Consider the following 19,885-nt stretch of genomic DNA (forward strand, 5'->3'; position numbering starts at 1 on the left):
TGCCGAAGAGCCGCGCGCCGGCGGAGCACCGCGCGCCGACGGAGCACTCGGGCTCGGCCGGACAGCCCGCGGGGCCGGTGGCGGACGGATCCGCCACCGGCCCCGGGCCGTCGTGGGACCGGGCCTAAGGTGACTCCTCCTGCAGCAGCGCGGCGATCTGGAAGACGTCGTCGCTGACGTCGAAGAAGGTCTCGATGGTCGGGGTGGCCGCACCGTTGACGGCCACGAAGAAGGTGCGCAGGCAGCCGTTGTTGGTCAGCAGGTAGCCGGCCACGGCCTGGCCGCTCACCGCGAGCCGGTTGTTGAGGCGGTCGCCGCCGATCGCGCTGCCCGGTTTGACGAACACCTTGCCCTTGGCCGGGCAGTCGGTGGTGCAGGTGGTGGCACCGGAGCCGTCCACGCCGAGGATCGGCAGGGAGAGTCGGAAGGCGTCCGCGTCGGGGGTGCGCAGCCAGTACGCGAGGACCTGGTTGAGCCCCCGCGGGGTGACCCGGTCGACGGGGTCGCCGCCGCGTCCGTCGGCGAGCTGGAACTGGTCCGGGTCGGCGTGGGCGACGTCGGCCAGGAAGGCGTGGACGACGGGGTAGCCGGCGTCGCAGTCGGTGCTGCCGGTGGCGACGGCCATGTTGCACAGGGCGAGGTTGGCGCCGAGGTTGTGGCTGATCTTCAGGATCAGCTTGGCGTACTGGCTGTACGGCGGGGAGACGAAGGCGGCGACCTGCGGGTCGCCGGTGTAGTCGGCGGGCAGGGCGTCCTGCGGGTTGGGGCCGGTCGGGTCGGCGGTGACGGTGACGCCGGCGCGGGCGAGCGCCTCGATCAGGGCGGTGCGCCCGAAGGCGTTCGGGTCCTTGACGGGGGCGGTGTGCAGGACGGGCTGCGCGTCGGCGGCGACCGTCCCGGAGAGGGTGATCCGGGTGCCGTCGGGGGAGGCGGAGACCTGGACGTCGGTCGGGCCGCCCGCCTCCACGGTCCGGACGGTGGAGGTGACCTGGTACGGCGCCACCTGCGGGCGCCAGTCCAGCCGGGCGGCTTGCCCGGGTGAGGTGGGGGTGGCCAGCAGGTCGATCAGGTTGTCGTTGATGATCAGCGGGGTGGGCTGGGGGTCGAGTGTCGGGGGAGTGAAGATCCGGGGGTCGACGATCACGTCGCCGTTGACCCGGGTGATCCCGGAGTCGCGGACCTGCCGGGCGAGCTGGTCGATGCCGGCGAGCGGGTCCTCCGGGGTGAGGGTGGCGCCCGGGAGGTCGTTGGCGTAGGTGTGGTCGATCACGGTGTAGTCGACCGAGCCGTCGGGTTTGGTGCGCCCGCCCATGGTGAGGTCGCCCTGGGCGACCAGGGAGAGGTCGCCGGTGAGGGTGGAGCCGGTGCGCCGGCCGATGGCGTGGATCGGCGTGGTGAAGCGGTGGTCGGGGCCGAGGGCGTGCCAGGCGCCGGAGATCGTCACCACCTTGGCGGTCGAGCCGGGGATGAAGCGCTGGTCCGGGAACTGCGCGTGGATGGTCTCGCCGGTGGCCGGGTCGACCTCCAGCAGGCCCCACTGGGCGTGCTGGTAGGCGGGTTTGGCCATGATGGCCCGGATGGCGGGGGAGAGGCGCTCGCCGGGGTCGGGGGCCGGTGCGGCGGCGGCCGTCCCGGTCGCCGCCGGCCCGGTGACGGCCAGCAGCGCCGCGCCGGCGGCGGCCCAGGTCCGGAGCCGACCGGGGGTCGTCAGTCTCATGGGAGATCAGCCGTTCTGGAGTCGGGGCCCGGAGGCTGCCCGGGCGGTCACCGCCGCATCGTAGGGAGGCGGGCGGTGGTCGGCGGGGCGGGCCGCGCCGGGTGGCCGGAGTGCGCGGCGAACGTCATCCGGTCGGCCGACCGGCACCGGCACCGGCACTGGCCGCGGACCGGCACCGGCACCGGTCGCGGACCGGCCGACGGGGGCGCCCGGGGCGGGCCCGGCGGCGCGCACGGTGTGCCGGTTTGACAAACGCCCTTGCCGTAGCGGCGAATGGCGGACATGGCCGACGAAGACTTCGAGAACGTCCTCACCACGGTGGGCCCCCGGCTGCGCGCCCTGCGGCGCGAACGCGGCACCACGCTCGCCGCCCTGGCCGCCGCCACCGGGATCTCGCTCAGCACCCTCTCCCGGCTGGAGTCCGGGCAGCGCAAGCCGACCCTGGAGCTCCTGCTGCCGCTGGCGCGGGAGTACCGGGTGCCGTTGGACGAGTTGGTCGGTGCACCGGCGACCGGCGATCCCCGGATCCACGCGCGCCCGGTGACCAGGAACGGCCAGACCGTCGTCCCGTTGACCCGTCACCTCGGGGGCCTGCACGCCTACAAGCAGATCATGCCGCCCGGTCACGGCACCGGGCCCGGGCTGGAGTTGAAGGTGCACGAGGGCTACGAGTGGCTGTACGTGCTGTCCGGCCGGCTCCGCCTGCTGCTCGGCTCGCACGACCTGGTCCTGACGGCGGGTGAGGCGGCCGAGTTCGACACCCGCACCCCGCACGCCTTCGGCAACGCCGGGCCGCAGCCCGTGGAGTTCCTCAGCCTGTTCGGCCCGCAGGGGGAGCGGATCCACGTCAGGGCGCGCCCGGGAACCTCTGTTCGGTAGGTTCGTTCCCTGACAGGGAGTCCGTTCCGGGCTCCCGTCAGGCCGTCGGGAGGGGCCGCGAATTATGAGTGTGCAGCAGAGCACGGAGTCCGGCGAGAGCGGTGGAGCCGGGGAGCGGGTGGGGACCGCGGCGGCCGGGTCGCCGGGGCCGGGCGGGAAGGCCGGGCGCAGGAAGCGTCCGTTCTGGCAGGAGCTGCCGATCCTGCTGGTGATCGCCCTGCTGCTCTCGCTCGGGATCAAGACCTTCTTCGTCCAGGCGTTCTCGATCCCCTCCGGCTCGATGGAGCAGACCCTGGAGATCGGTGACCGGGTCCTGGTCGACAAGCTGACCCCGTGGTTCGGCGCCGAGCCCGAGCGCGGGGAAGTGGTGGTCTTCCGCGACCCGGGCGGCTGGCTGGAGGGCGCCCCGACGCACTCGGGCGGTTCGGTGATGAGCACCGTTCAGAAGGCCCTGAGCACCGTCGGTCTGATGCCCTCGGCGGACGAGAAGGACCTCATCAAGCGGGTCATCGCGGTGGGCGGGGACACCGTGGAGTGCAAGGCGGGCGGCCCGGTGAAGGTGAACGGCGCCGCGCTCGACGAGCCGTACCTGTTCCCCGGCTCGACGCCCTGCGACAACGACCCGGTGGGCACCGTCACCGTCCCCAAGGGCAAGCTCTGGGTGATGGGCGACCACCGCAACAACTCCCGGGACTCCCGGCCGCACCACAACGAGACGGGTGACGGCTTCGTGCCGGTGGACAACGTCGTGGGCCGGGCCTTCGTGGTGGCCTGGCCGCTCTCGGACTGGTCCACGCTGCCCGTCCCGGACACCTTCGACAAGGTGCCGTCGGGTGCCGCCGCCGCGCCGGCGGCGACGCCGTCGGTTCCGGGGGCGGTCGCGCTGGGTGCCGTGCTGCCGGTCGCGCTCTGGCGCCGCCGCCGGGGTGCCGCTCCGTCCCCGGTCTCCCGGGCGCGTTCGGTGCTGAGTGCCCGTCGGGGGCGCGACTGAGACGGCCCCGGGCCGCGGGCCGCCCCACCGACCGTGGCGAAACCCCCTCCGCGATCCTCTACACGCCTGTAGAGTCCCCGGGTGAGCTGCACGCGCGGTCGCGTGGCCGCCCGACCGGGGAGGCCGCGGCCGGGGCCGGGTCGGGAGGCGGAACCGTGGTGGAGAGTCGGCGCAGTCCTGCGCCCGCCGGGGAGCCGGCGGAGCCGGACGTCCAGTGGGTGTACCAGCCGGTCGAGGTGGACCTCGGCGGCGGCACCTGGGCGTCCGGGCGGATCAGCGGCTGGTGGCGGGACGACGCCGGGGAGCGGTGGTGCCGGCTGAGGGTCAGCCGCAGCGGCCGGCCGGCCTGCTGGGAGCGCTTCGACCCGGCGCGGGTCCTGCTGCTGCCGGTGGCCGGGCTCTGAACCACCGTGCGGACCGGGGCAGGCCCGGGCCCCGTGCGCCGGGCCGGGTCGATCGGGGCCGGGCCGACCGGGGTCCGGGCGGGCGGTGACCGGTCCGCCGGGGAGCCCCCGCGGGGCCGGAACCGGGCCGGCGGGCGCGTGCGTCCCCTGGAGCGGCGATCGCGAGACGCTGCCGCGGACGGCTTTACCCGTACGAGATTCACAACGGATGAAGGCGTGTGCGATTCTGTGCAGCGCCTCGTGACCCGCCGTCCTTGTCGGGACCCGGGGGCCCGGGGACCGCCGACGCGCCACTTCAGCCACCGGGGACGACGTGAGTTCCGAGATCTACTTCAGCAGCAACTACCGCGACCTGTGCCAGCAGCACGGCACCGGTGCGGGGTTCCAGTTCGAGTTCTACTGCTCCCGCTGCTCCGACACCTGGCGTTCGCCCTTCGAGGCGTTCACCACCGGTCAGGTGGCCGGCTGGATCGGCAAGGGCGTCAGCGCCGCCTGGAACCTCATCGGCGGCAACGCCAGCACCATCAGCAGTGCCGCCGACGGCCTGGCCGGGCACACCTGGGGCAACGCGCGCGACGCCGCGTTCCAGCACGCCATCGGCAACGCCCAGAGCCACTTCAACCGCTGCGCCCGCTGCACCCACTATGTCTGCGGTCGCTGCTTCGACCCGGGCCAGGGCCTGTGCCACACCTGCGCCCCGGACACCGCGGCCGAGGCGGTGGTGGCGCAGCGGCGCGGCCTCAATGACATGGTGTCCGACCGCGCCTACCAGCAGGGCCAGCAGTCGGGTGCGGAGTTCGACGTGCGGACGCCGCGCCAGCTGGTCTGCCCGCAGTGCTCGACCGAGACGCACGGCACGCCGTTCTGCCCGGGCTGCGGCTTCCGGCTGGCCCAGCCGGTGCAGTGCGGGCAGTGCCACCAGAACGTCCCGGACGGCGCCGCCTTCTGTCCGACCTGCGGCGCCAGGCGCTGAGCCGGTCCGAAGCGGGTCCGTTCTCGAGCCGGGGCGTCCCTTCGGGGGCGCCCCGGCTTCCGGTCGGTCGCCGGTCGGTCGACGGTGACTCGCCGGGTCAGCCGTCCGTCACCCGTACGAGACGTTCGCGCACGGGTCGTCGTCCGCCGAGCGGGCGGACCCGGCCACGCTGCTGGGCACCGGGGCCGGGGCCGACGCGGCCCCGGTGGTCGGCGCGGTGGCGGTGCCGGCCGGGTTGGCGGCCGCGAAGTCGTGGCCGAGGACCAGGCTGATCCCCTTGCCGCCGGGCTGCACGGTCGCGCCCGGGAACAGCTTGGCGACGGCGTCGGCCGCGGCGTGCTCGCCGGTGCCGTACTCGACGACCGTGGCCGCCCGCGGCCGGCCGGGCGCGTTGCCGACGGTGGTGACGGTGTAGCCGGCGCCCTTGACGGTCTCCGCGGCCTTGCCGCCGAGCCCGGCCGCGCCGGTGCCGTTCAGCACCGTGACCTTCACCTCGGCGGGCTTGACCTCGCCGCTCCCGGCGGCGGCGTCCGGCGAGGCGTCGGGGGTCGCGCTGCCCGGGGCGGTGGGCGCGGCCGATTCGCCGGCGGCCGGGGCGGCGGCGCTGGCGTCCTGCCCGTCCAGGGTGCGGTCGGCCTTGAGCGCGGCCCAGAGCTGGTCCACGTCGGGGTGGACCAGGGCGACCCGGGGGCCCTCGTAACGCCACGGTGTGGTCACGAACTTGACGTCGTGCAGGTCCACGTCCTTGACGGACATGGCGAAGGAGAGCAGCTTCGCGGCCGAACCGAGGTCCGGGTCGACGGTCAGCGACTTGGTGGCGGCGTCGGCCAGCGGGAGCAGCGTGGTCGGGTCCATGCCGCCCGCCTTGACCTGCTTGATGAGCGAGGAGAGGAAGGCCTGCTGGCGCTTGGTGCGGCCGATGTCCGAACCGTCGCCGATGCCGTGCCGGATCCGTACGTAGTCGAGCGCGGACTGCCCCTCGACCTTCTGCCTGCCCTTGGGGTACAGCAGTTTGCCCTTGCGGCCGAGGTTCGGGTTGAGGTCGCCCTCGTGGACGTCGTTCGGCAGGCAGACCTCGACGCCGCCGACCGCCTTGGTCATCGAGGCGAAGCCGTTGAAGTCCACCACGATGGTGTGGTCGACGCGCAGGTTGGTCAACTTCTCGACGGCGTTCTGGGTGCAGGCGGGGTTGCCCTGTTCGGTGTCGCCGACCGAGAAGGCGCTGTTGAACATCACATTGGTCTGCTCCTTGGTCCACTTGCCGTTCGGGAGCTTGCACGGCGGGATCGTGACCAGGGAGTCGCGGGGGATCGACACACCGGTCGCGTGCCGGTGGTCGGCGTAGACGTGCAGCAGGATCGCGGTGTCCGACCGGGCGCCGCCGTCCCCGCCGCCGCCGAGGTCGCTGTTGCCGTTCCCCCGGCTGTCGGACCCGATCAGCAGGATGTTGACCGGGGTGCGGCCCTGGGCGTCCGGGGCCGCGGCGGCCGGGCGGTCCTTGCTGACGGCGTCGCCGTCGAAGGTGGTGATGTTGCCGTTCAGCCGGTAGTAGACGGCGCAGCCGCCGAGGACGAGGAGGGCGGTGCAGCCGGCGGTCACCCAGAGCACCTTCTGCTTGGTGCTGCGCCCGGGCTTCGGCTTCGCCCGGCTCGCGGGGCGGCCCGCCGGGGGGCCCTCGGTGGACCGGCGGGGTGGCGGTGGGCCGTCGCCGGAGCGGCGCGGTGGGCTGTCGGTGGCCCGGCGCGGCGATTTTTCGGCTTCGCGGGAACCCCTGCGACCAGCCACGTCGTCATCCTCCACAGTTGCCACGAGACCCCCGTCGGAGCGGCGGGCGTGCGTGGCCGGGGCCGGAGCCGATCCGGGCAGGCCCGTCGCTAAACTTTTACACCGCTGTAGAACTTCAGTGGAGCATACTAGGCGCAGATGAGAAAACCACCTGGTCAGACCAACGGATTCGGTCGGCCGGGCTCCTCCGCGCTGCTCGGAACACGTACGAGGAGCACGATGACTCACCGGATCGCACGTTCGATAGCCGGCGCCCTGGTGGCACTGCTGGCCGCCGCCGGCCTCACCGCCGCGGCGTCGAGCGCGACGGCGGTGGCCGCACCCCGGGCCGTCGCGGCCACCGCCCCCGTCCAGGCACCCGTCGCACCGGCGGCGGGCCGGGCGGCCCCCGCCGCGCCCGCGGCCCCCGCCGTCCAGGCCGTGGCCGCCGGCGCCCGCAGCGTTCAGGCCGCGCCGGTGGCGCACCTCGCCGCCAAGGACAAGAAGAAGTCCGGCTTCTTCGCCAAGCTCGGCAAGTTCCTGATCGTCGTGGTGATCCTGATCATCCTCTTCTTCGTCCTGCTGATCGTCGGCGTCGTCTACGCCGCCAAGCGGATCTTCGGCCGTCGCAAGTGACGTGCAGGTGCGTCGACTGGTGCGCCGACTGGTGCGCCGACGTCACGGCGCGGCGGCGCGCTCCCGCGTCGAGACGTCGACGCGCTGAGTCGTCGATGCGCTGATGCGTCGATGCGCTGATGCGTCGACGGGTCGACAGGTCGATGCGCTGACGCCCCCCACCGCCCCGGTGCCGCTCTGACGGCGCCGGGGCGGTCGGCGTCCCGGCGCCGCCCCCGGGCGGAGTCAGCGGGGCCTGGGCCGGGCGGCGAGGAGGGCGATGTCGTCCTCGGCATTGCCGCCCGGGGCGCCGGTGGCGGGGGGGGCGAGGGCCTGCAGGACGGCGTCGAGGAGGTCGTCGAGGTCGCCGGCCGCGGGGAGACGGAGGGCGGCGAGGCGCTCCAGCGACGTGTCGATGTCCTCGTCGCGGCGTTCCACCAGGCCGTCCGTGTAGAGGAGCAGGGTCTGGTCGGCGGTGAGCGGGTGGGTGGTCTGCTCGTAGCCGCCCAGGCCGGTGCCGAGCGGCGGGCCGGTCGGGACCTCCAGCAGTTCGGTGGGGCGGTCGGGCGTGATCAGGGCGGGCGGGAGGTGGCCGGCACTGGAGAGCGTCCAGCGGCCGCGGCCCGGGTCGGCGAGGACCAGCAGGCAGGTGGCCGGCCGGGCGCTCTCGATGGCGGAGATGACGGTGTCGAGCTGGCGCAGGATCCGGTGCGGGGGGAGGTCCATCCCGGCGACGTCGCGCAGCGTGGAGCGGTAGTGGCTCATGTCGACGGCGGCCTCGACGCCGTGCCCCATGACGTCGCCCATCGCGAGCAGGGTGCGGCCGAACGGCAGCCGGACCGTCTCGTACCAGTCGCCGCCGACCACCGAGCTGCTGCCGGAGGGCAGGTAGCGGGAGGCGAGGCCCAGGTTCTGGTGGGGGTTGCCGGGCTCGCTGAGCAGGGCCCGCTGGAGTTCCAGGGCGATGCCCTGGGAGCGGGTGTAGCGGCGGGCGTTGTCGATCCCGGTGGCGGCGCGGGCGGCGAGGTCGCCGAGCAGCGCGGCCTCGTCCGGGGTGTAGGCCGGCCCGGCCGCGGTGCGGCCGAGGGTGAGCAGGCCGATGAGGCGGCCGCGGGCGGACAGCGGGAGGACGAGCAGCGAGCCGATCCCGGCCGGGGCGGGATCGGCGGGTCCGGCCTCGGTGAGGACGGCGATGCCGCCGGCGAGACTGCGGGCGGCCGCCGAGCCCTCCGGCTGGCGGACCGACTCGCCGGGCCCGGCGAGGTCGGCGAGGGCGGGGCCCAGCGCCGGGACGGACTGGACGGCCGCCCGGTGGAGGCGCCGCGGGACGCCGTGGCCGGGGCGGGCGGGTTCCGCGTCGGGCGGCAGGACGTCGACGGTGGCGAGGTCGGCGAAGGCGGGCACCGCGAACGCGGCGAGTTCGGCGCAGGTGGCGCCGACGTCGAGGGTGGTGCCGATGCGTTCGGCGGCCGCGTCGAGCAGGGCGAGCCGGGCGCGGGCCCGTTCGAGCTCGCGCAGCTGCTCGCGGGCCGGGTCCGGGTCGTCGAGGACGACGACCACGACGCCCGTGGTCCGCCCGGCGCGTTCGAGCGCCCGGTAGCGCACCCGCAGGCCGGGCGGTACGGGGGAGCCGGGTCCGTCGGGGCCGCCGGTGGCGTGTTCGCGGTCCCGTCCGTCGGTGAGGACGCCGTGCAGGGTCGCGGCGGCCGGGCCGAAGGGGGTGGCGCCGGCGGGGCGGCCCAGCAGGTCGGCGCGGCGCAGGTCGGTGACGGCGGTGAAGGCGGCGTTGAGGTACTGCCAGCGCAGCTCGTCGTCGAGCAGGGCGACGCCGATCGGGGCGGTGGCGAGGAGGTCGCGGAGGAGGTCCGGGCTGTCGCTGTCGGTCATCGCGCCGTGGCTCGCCGCGAGCGCCGCCGCTGCCGTGAGTGACCGGGTGTCCGGTGTCGCGGACTGGGCGCCTTCTGCTCGGTTGCCGTGCCGGGACTGCATACGCCCATGATCACGCGCCGGGGCGCGCCACGCCCACAAGAGGGTGAAACCTTGACCGTCCGGGGCCGTCGCGGTAGGGGGCGGCACAGGTGTTTGCGTGTGCGCGCACACAAATGTAGAGTGCGTGCACACGCACACATCCCTGCCCGGGGCGACGCACCCCGGGCCGCCCGAGGAGAGACCCGCATGGACACCGCCGCCGCCACCCCGATCGTCCTCATCACCGGCACCTCCTCCGGGATCGGCCTCGCCGCCGCCGTGGCCGCCGCCCGGGCCGGCTACGGCGTCGTCGCCACCATGCGCGACACCGCGCGGGCCGAGGCGCTGCGCCACGCCGCCGTCGAGGCCGGCGTCGGCGAGCGGATCGAGATCGAGCGGCTGGACGTCACCGACCCGGCGTCCGTCGCCGCCTGCCTGGAGACCGTCCTCGCCCGGCACGGCCGGCTGGACGCGGTGGTCAACAACGCGGGCGCCGGATACGTCGGCACCATCGAGCAGGACGGCATGGCGCCCGTGCGGTCCACCATGGAGGTGAACTTCTTCGGCGTCGTCGAGGTCACCCGGGCCGCCCTGCCGCACCTGCGGGCCACCGGCGGCCGGGTGATCACCGTGACCAGCGTCGGCGGCGTGGTCGGGCAGCCCTTCAACGAGGCGTACTGCGCGGCCAAGTTCGCCGTCGAGGGCTTCATGGAGGCGCTCGCCCCCGTCGCCGCGACCGTCGGCGTGCACGTCACCGTCGTCGAACCGGGCGCGGTGGCCAGCGAGTTCATCGGCAACCAGGCCATCGACCTGCCCGCACTGCTCGCCGCGGCCGGTCCGTACGCCCCGGCCCTGCAGGCGTACGTCGACCGGACCATGAAGGCCTTCGGCCAGGCCCAGACCCCGGAGGAGGCGGCCGAGCCGATCGTCGCCGCGCTGACCGCCGAGCGGCCCCCGGCGCGGGTGCAGACCTCCGAGCGGGCCCGCGCCTTCGTGGGTGCCAAGCTGGCCGACCTGGACGGCTCGGCGGTGCAGACGATGACGGGCGGCTGGGTGGCCTGACGGCCGGCCGGGACGGTGGAGCCGGGCCGGTCGGCCGCCCGGCCGTGGCGGGCGGGGCCCGGCCCGGCGGCAGGCGCTTCCGTGGCGGGTGCGGGACGGGCGGGGCCGGACGCGGTCGGACCGGGTCGCGCGTCGTCGCGCCCGTCCGGCCGCCGGGCCTGCGGCGGGCGACGTCCGGTATCCGGGGCGAGAACGGAATGATCACCGGTCATACTTGGGCGGCGGCTCCCGACACCGGGCGCCGGGGGCGGTGCCAGGCGCGGCCCCGCCCGCCCCACCCGCAGTCCGGCCCACCCGCCGGTCCGTTCACCCCGGAGGAACCGATGAGCCGCCACCTGCCGACCCACCGCCCGGCGGCCGGGGCCCCGGCGGTGCCGTGGAACCGGCAGCGGCTGCGCAGCAACAACGAGTGGCTGCTGCTCGAACTGCTGCGCACCGGAGGAGGCTCCTCCCGCGCCCAACTCGCCCGGGACACCGGGCTGTCCAAACCCACCGTGTCCGCCGCCCTGGCCACCCTGGAACTGGCCGGACTGGTCCGCGAGGCCGGCCGCCTGGCCCCCGAGCGCGGCCGCACCGCGGTGCTGTACGAGGTCGACCCGACCGCCGGGCACGTGCTCGGCGTCGACATCGGCCGGGCCCGGCTCAGGGTCGCCGTCGCCGACCTCGCCGGGACGGTCGTCGCCCGCCGGGACGTCGCCAACCGCGGCCGCTCGGCGAACGCCGTCGCCGACGCCGTGGTCGCCGCCGCCCACGACGCCACCGCCGAGGCGGGGCTGGACCCCGCCGACATCGTGCACGCGGTGATCGGCACCCCCGGCGTGTGGGACGAGCAGCGGCGCGGCGTCCGCTACGCCACCAGCCTGCCCGGGTGGGGCCGACCGGGGCTGTTCGACCGGATCGGGGAGGGCCTCGGCGCGGCCGTCACCGTCGCCAACGACGCCAACCTCGCCGCGCTCGGCGAGTACACCCTGGGCGCCGGCCGGGGCAGCCGGATGTTCGCCTACCTGCTGGTCGGCACCGGCCTCGGCGTGGGCGTCGTCAAGGACGGCGAGCCGCTGCTCGGCGCGCACGGCGCCCTGGGCGAGATCGGCCTGGTGCCGCTGCCCGAGCGGCCCGGCGAACCCGCCGCGACGATCGAGCAGCAGGCCGCCGCCGACGCCGTGGTGCGCACCGCCACGGAGCTCGGGCTGGACGGCGCGCGCACCGCCAAGCAGGTGTTCGAGCTGGCCCGCGCCGGCGACCCGGCGGCGCTGCGGGCGGTCGACCACGAGGCCGGGCAACTCGCCTACGCCGTGGCCGTGCTGTCCGCCGTGCTGGACCCCGACCTGGTCGTCCTCGGCGGGGGCATCGGCAGCAGCGCCGACCTCCTCCTGGAGCCGCTGGAACGCGCCCTGCACCGGATCACCCCGATGCGTCCGACGCTCGCGCCCAGCCTGCTCGGGGAGGAGGCGGTGCTCCTGGGCGCCGTCGCGACCGCCCTGGAGACGGCCCGCCCCGAGGTGTTCGAACGCCGCACGTCCGGCCTGCCGTAGGGGGAGGGGTGGACCTGCCGTAGGGACCGGCCCGCCGTAGCGACCGACCTGGCCTAGGGGTCGACCTGGCCGTCCCGGGGGTGGTGACGGCGGATCGGGCGGGGTGGCGGTGGGCCGGACGGCGGGCGCTGGTGGGCGCGGTCGCCGCGGAGGCGCAGGGTGACGGTGGCCCCGGGGCGGTGACACCGGGTAGCGGGAACATCTCGATCTGCCAACGAGTGGAGGATCCGTGCGCAGGAGGTGTGCGGGCTCTGCTTGAATCACGCACCTCATCCCAACGGAACGGAGCGTGCTCCACCCATGCCCTCACGCATATCCGGGCGCCGGCGCGCCGGCCTGGCCGGATTCGCCGGACTCGTCCTCACCGTCGGCCTGGCGCTGACGGGTTGCGACCCGTCGGCCACCGACGGCACCACCGCGCCGCCCTCGCCGAAGGCCGCCGTGACCACGGCGACCACGCCGCCCGCCGCCCCGGCCACGCCGCCCGCCGCGCCGACGACCCCCGCGGCGGTGCCGCCCGTCGCGCCCCCGACCAGTGCCGCCCCGACCGCGCCGGACCCGGCCCCGACCAGGACCGCCGCCCCGCCGTCGGCCGTGCCCAGCGTCCACGCCTCGGCGCCCGCGCCCAAGGCACCGCAGCCGAAGGTCACCACGGCGCAGCCGCCGACGGACCCGGAGCCGCAGCAGACCTCCGCGGCCGGCGCCACCGGGTGCGAGATCCGCTCGAACGCCGGGAACTGCTACGCGGCGGGGCAGTTCTGCCGCGAGGCCGACCTCGGTCGGAGCACCCATGACGCCAACGGCCGGATGATCTACTGCCGGATGGTGAGCGGCAAGCCGCACTGGCAGGCCTGAGCCTGCCGGGGGCCGGGTCCTCGCCCGGCCCCCACCACCCTCCGCCCGCCCCGGGCCTACGGCCGGCAGCGGCGATCAGACGACCGACCGGCGGCCCTGCTCGAAGAAGGCCAACACGTCTTCCAAGCCGCCGAGTTCGCGGATCGTGGCCACTGCGCCGAACGGCGCGTTCCAGTACTTCCCCTGCTGCCGGGTGTGCGGGCCGACGTAGGCGTACGGCTCCGCCTGGAAGCCGTCGCCCGGGGAGACCCCGTAGTTGACCGCGTCCACCGTCACGCCGATGTCGAAGTGCTCGGGCCAGATCACCGGATCCGCCCCGGGAAACATCCGGCGCAGCGCGGCGTCGCCGACCGCGAAACCCTGCGCGATCCGGTGCGCCGACTGCGGATCGGCCTCGATCACGTCCTCGGGGCCGACACCGGATCCGTCCTGGTAGAGCCCCGCGGGTGCACCGGCCGTGACCCCGATCGCAGCCGCCAGCGCGGCGCACGTGGTCCGCTCGAGGAACAGGCGCTGCCCGGGCGCTACCAGATCCGCGCCGACGACCTGGACCTTCGGCTCGGCCCGGGTGGCGAAACCTCCGAGGGAGGCGCGCAGCCTGATCGTGCCACTCGTCCGGAACTGCGGTCCGGCGAGGACCAGCTCCGCGACCGCGTGCAGGGCACGGCGGGTGCGTACAAGCGATTCGATGTCCATGACGGCATGCTCTCCCACGGCGGCGCCCGGCTCCCGCATCCGGCGCGGTCCCCACCGCTCACACGCCGGATCACGACCCAGCCGGCCGTCGGCGCCGACCCGGACGCAGGCGGCGGTGGTCCCACCGAGTACGGCGATGCCGGGTCTGCCCGGCGCGCGGTCGGGGTCGAGGGCGGCGCTGATCGGCGCGAGGTGGGTGAACACCCTCGGGAAGCCGCCGAGCTGCTCGCCCGTCGGGCGGGACGAACTCGGCCATCGGCGTCAGCAGCGCCGAGGCGTCCAGCTCGTCGCCGTCCAGAGCCTGGGCGAGCGCCCCCGGCGCAGGATCAGACGGACGTCGACGGGTCGCCGGTGCGGTGTGTGGCGGGCGCGAGCCAGGGGGCGGCTTCGGGCAGGCGGTTCGGGTTGAGCGGGACGTGGGCGGGGTCGCCCCGGTAGCCGTCGAGTGCGGTGACGAGGATGCCGACGAGGGCGGTGTCGCCGTGGTCGAGAGCGGCGATGTGGCTGCCGCAGACGGGGCAGAAGCCGCGCCTGGTCCTTCCGGCGTGGGTGTCGTACCAGGTGGGCTCGCCGTGGTCGCCAGTCCAGGACAGGCCGGCCAGCGGGAAGCCGGTCCACCACTGGAACGGGCTCCCGGCCCGGTGGGAACAGTGGGCGCAGCCGCAGATGTGCGGGTCTTCGGGCTCGCCGGTCACGGTGAACCGGATCGCTCCGCACAGGCAGCCGCCGGAACGGCGCTGGGTGCGGGCGGGGTGAACGGGGAGGTGGGGCACGGGGGTTCCTCCGGAGTGGGCAGTGGGGTGCTTCCGGCTGCCGGCGGGTCCGGACGCCCGGTCGGGGCGCGTGGGCGCCGGGTTCGGCGGCGGGGACCGGACCGGTCGTCGGCCACGGCGGAGTGCCCTACGGTCTGGGCCGGTCGAGGGTGTCCCAGAACAGGTGCTCGTAGGCCTGGAGGAGCAGGGCGTGCTCGCGGGCCGCGGCGAGGGCCGGCTGGTCCAGTGCGTCCGGACCGAGGGCTTCGGCGGCCTGCTGCTCCAGTGCGGTGGCGGGCTGGGCGAAGAAGTCGAAGAAGGCGCAGGCCTGGTCGGAGAAGCCGTAGTGGCGCCGCAGTGCCCGGGCGACGGTGGCGCAGTAGCCGCCCCAGGCGGCGAAGTTGGCGACCAGCGCGGTGGCCGTGGCGGCGGGACCGCCGTTCAGGGCGAGCCAGGCGAGGTAGGACGGGTAGGCCTGGCAGCCGGCCAGTGGGGGGCGGGCCGGGAGTTCCGCGGGCGCGAGGCCGCAGGCGGCGGCGAGGTCGGGCAGGGTGCGCAGGGCGGCGCTCTCGCCCTCGGCGAGGGTGGCGAACCAGGCGCCGAGCGGGCGGTCGGCGCACCGGGTGGCGAGGAGCAGCAGGCTGCGCCGGTCCGAGGTGATGATCCGCTGCTGCTGGGCGGCGAGTTCGGCCAGGGCGCCGAGCGGGGCGGTGCCGTCGGCGAGTGCCGTGACGAGTGCGGGGGCCGCGTCGCCGGGGGCCAGCTCGGCGCGCAGGTCACTGATCCGGTCGCGGATCGGGTCGTTCACCGGTGCCTCCGGGGTGCGGTGCGGGTCCGGTGCCCATTCCTACCGTGCGGCGGGGTGCCCGCCGTGGCGACAGGCCGGGGCGGGCGGAGGTGGTCGTCCGCCCGCCCCGGTGGGTCGGTCAGGAGTCGGCGCAGGCCTTGGTCACGTCGCCGGCGGCGTCGGTGATCGCCCCGAGGTCGGGCACCTTGCCGTTGGAGACGGCGTTCTGGGCGTTGTCGACGGCCTTGGTCAGCTTGTCGGTGGCCTTGTCGATCTTGTCCCCGCTGTTGTGGTCGCGCAGGTTCCTGATGTCGTCGCCGACCTTCTTCAGCGCGTCGGCGGTGTGCTTGCGGCGCTCCTGGTCGCTGAGCTGCCCGACGTTGACGGCCGAGGACGCGATGTCCTGGACGTCTCCGGCCAGGCTGACGGCCCGTGATCCGCAGTCGAGCGCCTGGTCGACGTCCTTGCAGGCGCTGAGCAGCGGGGCGGCGGCCAGTAGCGCGAGCGCGGCGGCGGCCATTCGGTACGGTTTCCTTGTCATGTCTGTATCCCTCCCGCCGGGATCAACGCCGGATCGGCGGCCGGCGGTTCCGCCCCGGCGGGTGAATCATGGGTGAACCTTGACCGTCGGCACGGTCGACGAACTGATGGATCGTCATTCCTGCTGGTCGGGAGGGTGGTTCACGGGATGGTGGTGCACGGGAGGGTGGGTCAGGAGAGTTCGCGGACCAGTCGGGTGAGGGTCGGGGTCGCGACCCCGTGCGCGGCGGCGGCCCGCAGGACGGCGCCGCCGACGGCGTCCAGCTCGATCGGTCGGCCGGCCTCCGCGTCCCGCTGCATCGAGGACTTCATCGGCCCGGGCACCCGGTCGAAGGCGGAGAGCAGGGCGTCGGCGTCAACCGGTGCGCCGGCCGCGGCGGAGACGGCGGCGATCTCCGTGACGGCGGCGGCGAGTTCGCCCCGGTGCTCGGTGCGGACCACGCCGATCTCGGCGGCGTGCCGGGTGGTGAGCAGGGCGAACGGGGCGAGGAAGGAGAGCTTGCTCCAGAGCATCGCCGTCTCGTCCTCGCGGAGCGTGACGTCGAGGCCGGTGTGCCGTAGCTGCTCGGCCAACCCGGTGACGGGCGCGCCGAGTTCGACGGCGGCGAAGGGGCTGCTGTGCTCGATCCGGCCGGGGGCGGTCCGGGTGGCCTCGATCCGGATCGTGCCGGCCACGACCCGCCCGTCCGGGTAGCGCCGGCGCAGCACCTCGACGTGTTCCAGCCCGTTGAGCAGGGGCACCACGACGGCGTCGCCGAGCACCTGCGCCGGCACCCGGTCGAGCGCGGCCTCCAGCGCGGTCTCCTTGACGGTCACGAACAGGGCGTCGACGGGCTCGCGCAGCTCGGTGGCGGCCTCGACCTGGGCGGTGAACGTGCCGAACCGCCCGCTGCGGACGTGCAGTCCGTCCCGCTGCAGCACGGTGGCGGTCGCCTCGCCGGCGAGGCAGACGACCCGGTGGCCGTCCCGTGCGAGCAGGCCGGCCAGCAGGCCGCCGACACCGCCCGGTCCGAGGACGGCGGTGCGCAGCGGCGGGGTCGTGGGGGTGGTCGTCATGTCGAGCTCCTGGGGCGTGGGGTCGGATCGCCGGCCGGCCGCGGCCGGCCGGAGGGACGGGCTCACCGGACCATGATCCCCCGGGCTGGTCCGGGGCCTTCCTCCGGGTCCGCGGTGCCGGAGCAGGAGGTCGGCCCGGCCGACGTCCCGCTCCGTGGCGTCCCTTCCCCCGCGCTGCGGTGTCCCGCGGGCCGCCGGGGGCTACCCCAGGGCCGCGAGGTAGTCGAGGACCTCCTCGCGGGCGTCGGCCGGGGCCGTGAGCGCGATGTGGTTGTCGGGCCGGACGAGGACGAGGGCGTCGCCGGTGATCCCGTAGTCCCGGTGGGTGGTGCCGTCCGGGTCGTCGAGCAGGACCGGTCGCACGTGGTCGGGCAGGCCGGTGAGGGCGGGGGCGGCGGCCGCGCCGAAGCCGAGCAGGGTGAAGTGGTCGCCGGCGAAGTGGTCGAAGAGGCGGCCCGGCCGGCCGTCGGGGCCGGTGCAGACCGCGTCGGGCGCCCGGTCGCCGGCGCGCACCGGGCCCGCGAGGCGGTCGACGGCGAGCCGGCTCCACGGGTAGCCGAGGGAGAGACCGGTGAAGTCGCCCACCCGGCCCGCCTCGACGCCGATGCCGGGGGTGTTGATCCCCTCGGAGACGGCGTCCATGCCGGCGGTGCTGACCTCCAGCGTCCAGGCGGCTATCGGCAGCCGTTCCTCCTGGTAGGTGTCCAGCAGGGCCGGGGCGGCCAGGCCGCGCAGCACGTACCCGAGCTTCCAGGCGAGGTTCCAGGCGTCCTGGATGCCGGTGTTCATGCCGAGCCCGCCCGCGGTGGGGTGGACGTGGGCGCAGTCGCCGGCGAGGAAGACCCGGCCGGTGCGGTAGCTCTCGGCCCTGCGGACGTTGACCCGCCAGGTGGAGAGCCAGGTGGCGTCGGAGAGCTTGAGGTCCGCGCGGCCGGTGTGCAGGGCGGCCAGCCGCTGGAAGCTCTCCAGGGACGGGGCGATCGCCCGGCCCTCGGCGTCCGTCTCGGGGCTGGACTGCAGCTGCCAGCGCCGGGTGCCCTCGAAGGGGCAGAGCATGAACACGCCCTGCGGCCCGAACCACTGGTGCCAGGCGCCCCCCTCCAGGCCGTCGACCTCGACGTCGCCGCAGACCATCATCGGCTCCGGGTCGCCGACGCCGATGAAGGCCGTGCCGAGCAGCTTGCGCACGGTGGAGCGGCCCCCGTCGCAGGCGACCAGGTACTCGGCGGCGATCGTCCGGCCGTCCGCGAGGCGCGCCCGCACGCCGCCGTCGTCCTGGCTCAGGTCGACGAGCTCGGTGCCGAGCTCGACCGCCCCGCCGAGTTCGGCCAGCCGCTCGCGCAGCAGGCGCTCGACCCGGGTCTGCGGCAGCCAGATGCTCGCCGGGTGGGGGACGGCGGCGGTGGGCCCCGCGTCGGCGAAGGGCTCGGTCTCGTTGACGAACTCGCCGGCGTAGTACTTGCGGAACGGCAGGTGGGTGCGGCCCGCGGCGGCCAGCCGCTCGCCCAGGCCGAGGTCGGCGAGGACCTCGATGCTGCGGGGGTTGAGCGTCTTGCCGCGCGAGCCGGTGTGGAACGCGTCGGCCTTCTCGATCACCCGGACCGCGACTCCCTGGCGCGCCAGCCCGCACGCCAGCGTCAGTCCGGTCGGCCCCGCTCCCACGATCAGCACGGTGGTCATGTCTGTTCGTCCTCCGGTCGTCGCTGTGCTCCGTCGATGGACTCCATGGAACAGCAACCAAGTAACAAAAGCAACTGAGTAACAAACGTTTCCCGGTTATGATCGGCGTATGAGTACGAGCGAGTCCGAGACGGGCCTGCGGGCCCTCAAGAAGCAGCGCACCCGGCGCGCCATCGCCGAGGTCGCCATCGCCCTGTTCCTGGAGCGGGGCTTCGACCAGGTCTCGGTGGCCGAGATCGCCGCCGCCGCCGAGGTGTCCAAGCCCACCCTCTTCCGCTACTTCGGGAGCAAGGAGGAGCTGGTCCTGCACCGCTTCGCCGACCACCTCGGCGAGGCCGGCCGGGTCGTGCGCGACCGCGCGGCCGGCCTCAGCCCACTGGAGGCACTGGAGCGCCACCACCTGGACGGCCTCGCGGCCCGCGACCCCAACACCGGGCTGACCGACCACCCCGAGGTGCTCGCCTTCCTCCGCCTGGTCTACGAGACGCCGAGCCTCTCCGCGGCGCTGCTCGACTACGTCGCCGCCGACACCCGCGCGCTCGCCGAGGCGCTGGACCCGGACGGGAGCACGGCCGCCCGGCTGGTCGCCGCCCAGTACTCGGCGGTCCGTCAGGTGCTGGCCCACGCGGCCTGGTCCCGGCTCGCGGCGGGGGAGGGTGTCGAAGAGGTCGGCCGGGTGGCCGTCGCGGAGACGGTCGAGGCGTTCGCCCTGCTGCGCGGGGGTGCGGCCGTTCGCGGCTTCTGAGTCCGGTCCGCGGGGTGCGGGGCCCGGGGTCCGGCTCCCGGGCCCGGTTCCGGGGATCCGGGGGAGGAGCGGGTCGCCACTGCGAGCGATGCAAGGTCGAAAACGTCATCGGCCTTGGATTTGCAGGCTGGATGTGAAGTGTGCCAATCTATTCGCAGACATTGGCTGAGTTGGACACCTGAAAGCGAAGGATCATGTCGGACGGCGCACGCGTCATCGTCGGAGTCAGCGGCTCGCTGCACAGCCTCACCGCCCTGCACCGCGCGGCGGAGGAGGCCAGGGCCCGGCAGGCCGTCCTCGTCCCGGTGTTCGCCTGGACCCCGGTCGGCGGCGAGCGCAACTACCGCGCCCAGCCGTGCCCGCCGCTGCTGCGCGCCTGGGAGGAGGCGGCCCGCACCCGCCTGGACCGCGCGCTCGACCAGGCCTTCGGCGGCCTGCCGGTCGGCGTCCGGGTGGAGCCGCTGGTGCTGCGCGGCGAGGCCGGCCCGACCCTGACCGCGCTCGCCGACCGCCCGGACGACCTGCTGGTGATCAGCACCGGTCGGCAGGGCGCCGCTCGGGGCACGCTGCGCCGGCTGCTGCGCGGATCGGTCACCCGCCACTGCCTGAGCAGGGCGCGCTGCAGCGTGCTCGCCGTGCCGCCGTCCACGCTCCACGCCGACCTGCGCGCCCTGCACCGCGGCATCGACCTGCGCGAGCTCATCGCGGCCTGAGGCGCGGCCCTAGGCCCGGTCCGAGCCGCGGCCCGACCCACGGCCCGAGCCGGGACCGCGGACCCGCGGCCCGAGGCGCCGCGCGCGGCACCGCCCGGAGCCGCCAGGGCCACCCGGGGTTCGGTTTCCCGAACCCCGGATCCGGGGGTCGGCCCC

At 75.1% G+C, this 19,885-nt stretch carries 19 protein-coding genes; 10 read left to right on the forward strand and 9 right to left on the reverse strand.

What is annotated here, in order from left to right; genetic code table 11:
* Positions 1 to 124: 124 nt before the first annotated feature.
* Complete coding sequence (gene dacB / locus AB0N04_RS09835; protein ID WP_360206057.1) at positions 125 to 1,717, reverse strand: D-alanyl-D-alanine carboxypeptidase/D-alanyl-D-alanine-endopeptidase; 1,593 nt, start codon at positions 1,715 to 1,717, stop codon at positions 125 to 127.
* A gap of 282 nt (positions 1,718 to 1,999) precedes the next feature.
* Here dacB and AB0N04_RS09840 point away from each other — a divergent pair, with 282 nt between their 5' ends.
* The 4 genes from AB0N04_RS09840 to AB0N04_RS09855 all read left to right on the forward strand — a co-directional run bounded on the left by AB0N04_RS09840 (position 2,000) and on the right by AB0N04_RS09855 (position 4,964).
* Positions 2,000 to 2,596: a helix-turn-helix transcriptional regulator gene (locus AB0N04_RS09840; RefSeq protein WP_360206054.1), complete on the forward strand. Its 597-nt coding sequence runs from the start codon at positions 2,000 to 2,002 to the stop codon at positions 2,594 to 2,596.
* 64 nt (positions 2,597 to 2,660) lie between these two features.
* Positions 2,661 to 3,587, forward strand: coding sequence for a signal peptidase I (gene lepB, locus AB0N04_RS09845; RefSeq protein ID WP_360206052.1), 927 nt, complete (start codon positions 2,661 to 2,663; stop codon positions 3,585 to 3,587).
* Between the two features lie 155 nt (positions 3,588 to 3,742).
* Complete coding sequence (locus AB0N04_RS09850; RefSeq protein ID WP_360206049.1) at positions 3,743 to 3,991, forward strand: hypothetical protein; 249 nt, start codon at positions 3,743 to 3,745, stop codon at positions 3,989 to 3,991.
* A 313-nt stretch (positions 3,992 to 4,304) separates the two neighbouring features.
* Complete coding sequence (locus tag AB0N04_RS09855) at positions 4,305 to 4,964, forward strand: zinc ribbon domain-containing protein (protein ID WP_360206046.1); 660 nt, start codon at positions 4,305 to 4,307, stop codon at positions 4,962 to 4,964.
* A gap of 108 nt (positions 4,965 to 5,072) precedes the next feature.
* Here the strand turns inward: AB0N04_RS09855 and AB0N04_RS09860 are convergent, their stop codons facing one another.
* Positions 5,073 to 6,572, reverse strand: a complete 1,500-nt coding sequence (locus AB0N04_RS09860) for an LCP family protein (RefSeq protein ID WP_360206044.1) — start codon at positions 6,570 to 6,572, stop codon at positions 5,073 to 5,075.
* A 396-nt stretch (positions 6,573 to 6,968) separates the two neighbouring features.
* Here AB0N04_RS09860 and AB0N04_RS09865 point away from each other — a divergent pair, with 396 nt between their 5' ends.
* Positions 6,969 to 7,364 carry a hypothetical protein gene (locus AB0N04_RS09865; RefSeq protein ID WP_360206041.1) on the forward strand — a complete coding sequence of 132 codons (396 nt, stop codon included), beginning with the start codon at positions 6,969 to 6,971 and terminating at the stop codon, positions 7,362 to 7,364.
* Between the two features lie 225 nt (positions 7,365 to 7,589).
* Here the strand turns inward: AB0N04_RS09865 and AB0N04_RS09870 are convergent, their stop codons facing one another.
* Entirely contained in the window at positions 7,590 to 9,230 is a 1,641-nt protein-coding gene (locus tag AB0N04_RS09870; RefSeq protein WP_360206039.1) for a SpoIIE family protein phosphatase, read from the reverse strand.
* Between the two features lie 288 nt (positions 9,231 to 9,518).
* Here AB0N04_RS09870 and AB0N04_RS09875 point away from each other — a divergent pair, with 288 nt between their 5' ends.
* The 3 genes from AB0N04_RS09875 (at position 9,519) to AB0N04_RS09885 (ending at position 12,760) form a co-directional block, all read left to right on the forward strand.
* On the forward strand, positions 9,519 to 10,373 hold the full coding sequence (locus tag AB0N04_RS09875) for an SDR family oxidoreductase (protein WP_360206036.1): 855 nt from the start codon (positions 9,519 to 9,521) through the stop codon (positions 10,371 to 10,373).
* 323 nt (positions 10,374 to 10,696) lie between these two features.
* The gene (locus tag AB0N04_RS09880; protein WP_360206033.1) at positions 10,697 to 11,905 is read left to right on the forward strand and encodes an ROK family transcriptional regulator; all 1,209 of its coding nucleotides are present in this window, start codon (positions 10,697 to 10,699) and stop codon (positions 11,903 to 11,905) included.
* A 300-nt stretch (positions 11,906 to 12,205) separates the two neighbouring features.
* The gene (locus tag AB0N04_RS09885; protein WP_360206030.1) at positions 12,206 to 12,760 is read left to right on the forward strand and encodes a hypothetical protein; all 555 of its coding nucleotides are present in this window, start codon (positions 12,206 to 12,208) and stop codon (positions 12,758 to 12,760) included.
* 75 nt (positions 12,761 to 12,835) lie between these two features.
* Here AB0N04_RS09885 and AB0N04_RS09890 read toward each other — a convergent pair whose 3' ends face one another.
* The 6 genes from AB0N04_RS09890 to AB0N04_RS09915 all read right to left on the reverse strand — a co-directional run bounded on the left by AB0N04_RS09890 (position 12,836) and on the right by AB0N04_RS09915 (position 18,271).
* A complete protein-coding gene (locus AB0N04_RS09890) occupies positions 12,836 to 13,456 on the reverse strand; it encodes a hypothetical protein (protein WP_360206027.1) in 621 nt (206 codons plus the stop codon).
* A 326-nt stretch (positions 13,457 to 13,782) separates the two neighbouring features.
* Positions 13,783 to 14,229 (reverse strand): GFA family protein, encoded by a 447-nt coding sequence (locus AB0N04_RS09895; protein ID WP_360206024.1) that lies wholly within the window; start codon positions 14,227 to 14,229, stop codon positions 13,783 to 13,785.
* Positions 14,230 to 14,356: 127 nt separating this feature from the next.
* A complete protein-coding gene (locus tag AB0N04_RS09900) occupies positions 14,357 to 15,016 on the reverse strand; it encodes a transcriptional regulator (RefSeq protein ID WP_360206022.1) in 660 nt (219 codons plus the stop codon).
* A 118-nt stretch (positions 15,017 to 15,134) separates the two neighbouring features.
* Positions 15,135 to 15,536, reverse strand: coding sequence for a hypothetical protein (locus AB0N04_RS09905; protein ID WP_360206020.1), 402 nt, complete (start codon positions 15,534 to 15,536; stop codon positions 15,135 to 15,137).
* A gap of 170 nt (positions 15,537 to 15,706) precedes the next feature.
* A complete protein-coding gene (locus AB0N04_RS09910; RefSeq protein ID WP_360206018.1) occupies positions 15,707 to 16,591 on the reverse strand; it encodes a 2-dehydropantoate 2-reductase in 885 nt (294 codons plus the stop codon).
* 201 nt (positions 16,592 to 16,792) lie between these two features.
* Complete coding sequence (locus AB0N04_RS09915; RefSeq protein ID WP_360206016.1) at positions 16,793 to 18,271, reverse strand: FAD-dependent monooxygenase; 1,479 nt, start codon at positions 18,269 to 18,271, stop codon at positions 16,793 to 16,795.
* A 109-nt stretch (positions 18,272 to 18,380) separates the two neighbouring features.
* On the opposite strand from AB0N04_RS09915, the gene AB0N04_RS09920 reads away from it, so the two are divergent.
* A complete protein-coding gene (locus tag AB0N04_RS09920) occupies positions 18,381 to 19,016 on the forward strand; it encodes a TetR family transcriptional regulator (RefSeq protein WP_360206013.1) in 636 nt (211 codons plus the stop codon).
* A gap of 194 nt (positions 19,017 to 19,210) precedes the next feature.
* Positions 19,211 to 19,729: a universal stress protein gene (locus AB0N04_RS09925; RefSeq protein WP_360206011.1), complete on the forward strand. Its 519-nt coding sequence runs from the start codon at positions 19,211 to 19,213 to the stop codon at positions 19,727 to 19,729.
* Positions 19,730 to 19,885 lie beyond the last annotated feature (156 nt).

The organism is Kitasatospora sp. NPDC051702 (assembly GCF_040681575.1).
GTDB lineage: Bacteria > Actinomycetota > Actinomycetes > Streptomycetales > Streptomycetaceae > Kitasatospora.

Coding starts and splice junctions, on each gene's coding strand:
- dacB (WP_360206057.1), bottom strand. CDS start 1,717: ATGAGACTGACGACCCCCGGTCGGCTCCGGACCTGGGCCGCCGCCGGC.
- AB0N04_RS09840 (WP_360206054.1), top strand. CDS start 2,000: ATGGCCGACGAAGACTTCGAGAACGTCCTCACCACGGTGGGCCCCCGG.
- lepB (WP_360206052.1), top strand. CDS start 2,661: ATGAGTGTGCAGCAGAGCACGGAGTCCGGCGAGAGCGGTGGAGCCGGG.
- AB0N04_RS09865 (WP_360206041.1), top strand. CDS start 6,969: ATGACTCACCGGATCGCACGTTCGATAGCCGGCGCCCTGGTGGCACTG.
- AB0N04_RS09870 (WP_360206039.1), bottom strand. CDS start 9,230: ATGACCGACAGCGACAGCCCGGACCTCCTCCGCGACCTCCTCGCCACC.
- AB0N04_RS09875 (WP_360206036.1), top strand. CDS start 9,519: ATGGACACCGCCGCCGCCACCCCGATCGTCCTCATCACCGGCACCTCC.
- AB0N04_RS09880 (WP_360206033.1), top strand. CDS start 10,697: ATGAGCCGCCACCTGCCGACCCACCGCCCGGCGGCCGGGGCCCCGGCG.
- AB0N04_RS09885 (WP_360206030.1), top strand. CDS start 12,206: ATGCCCTCACGCATATCCGGGCGCCGGCGCGCCGGCCTGGCCGGATTC.
- AB0N04_RS09890 (WP_360206027.1), bottom strand. CDS start 13,456: ATGGACATCGAATCGCTTGTACGCACCCGCCGTGCCCTGCACGCGGTC.
- AB0N04_RS09905 (WP_360206020.1), bottom strand. CDS start 15,536: ATGACAAGGAAACCGTACCGAATGGCCGCCGCCGCGCTCGCGCTACTG.
- AB0N04_RS09910 (WP_360206018.1), bottom strand. CDS start 16,591: ATGACGACCACCCCCACGACCCCGCCGCTGCGCACCGCCGTCCTCGGA.
- AB0N04_RS09915 (WP_360206016.1), bottom strand. CDS start 18,271: ATGACCACCGTGCTGATCGTGGGAGCGGGGCCGACCGGACTGACGCTG.
- AB0N04_RS09920 (WP_360206013.1), top strand. CDS start 18,381: ATGAGTACGAGCGAGTCCGAGACGGGCCTGCGGGCCCTCAAGAAGCAG.
- AB0N04_RS09925 (WP_360206011.1), top strand. CDS start 19,211: ATGTCGGACGGCGCACGCGTCATCGTCGGAGTCAGCGGCTCGCTGCAC.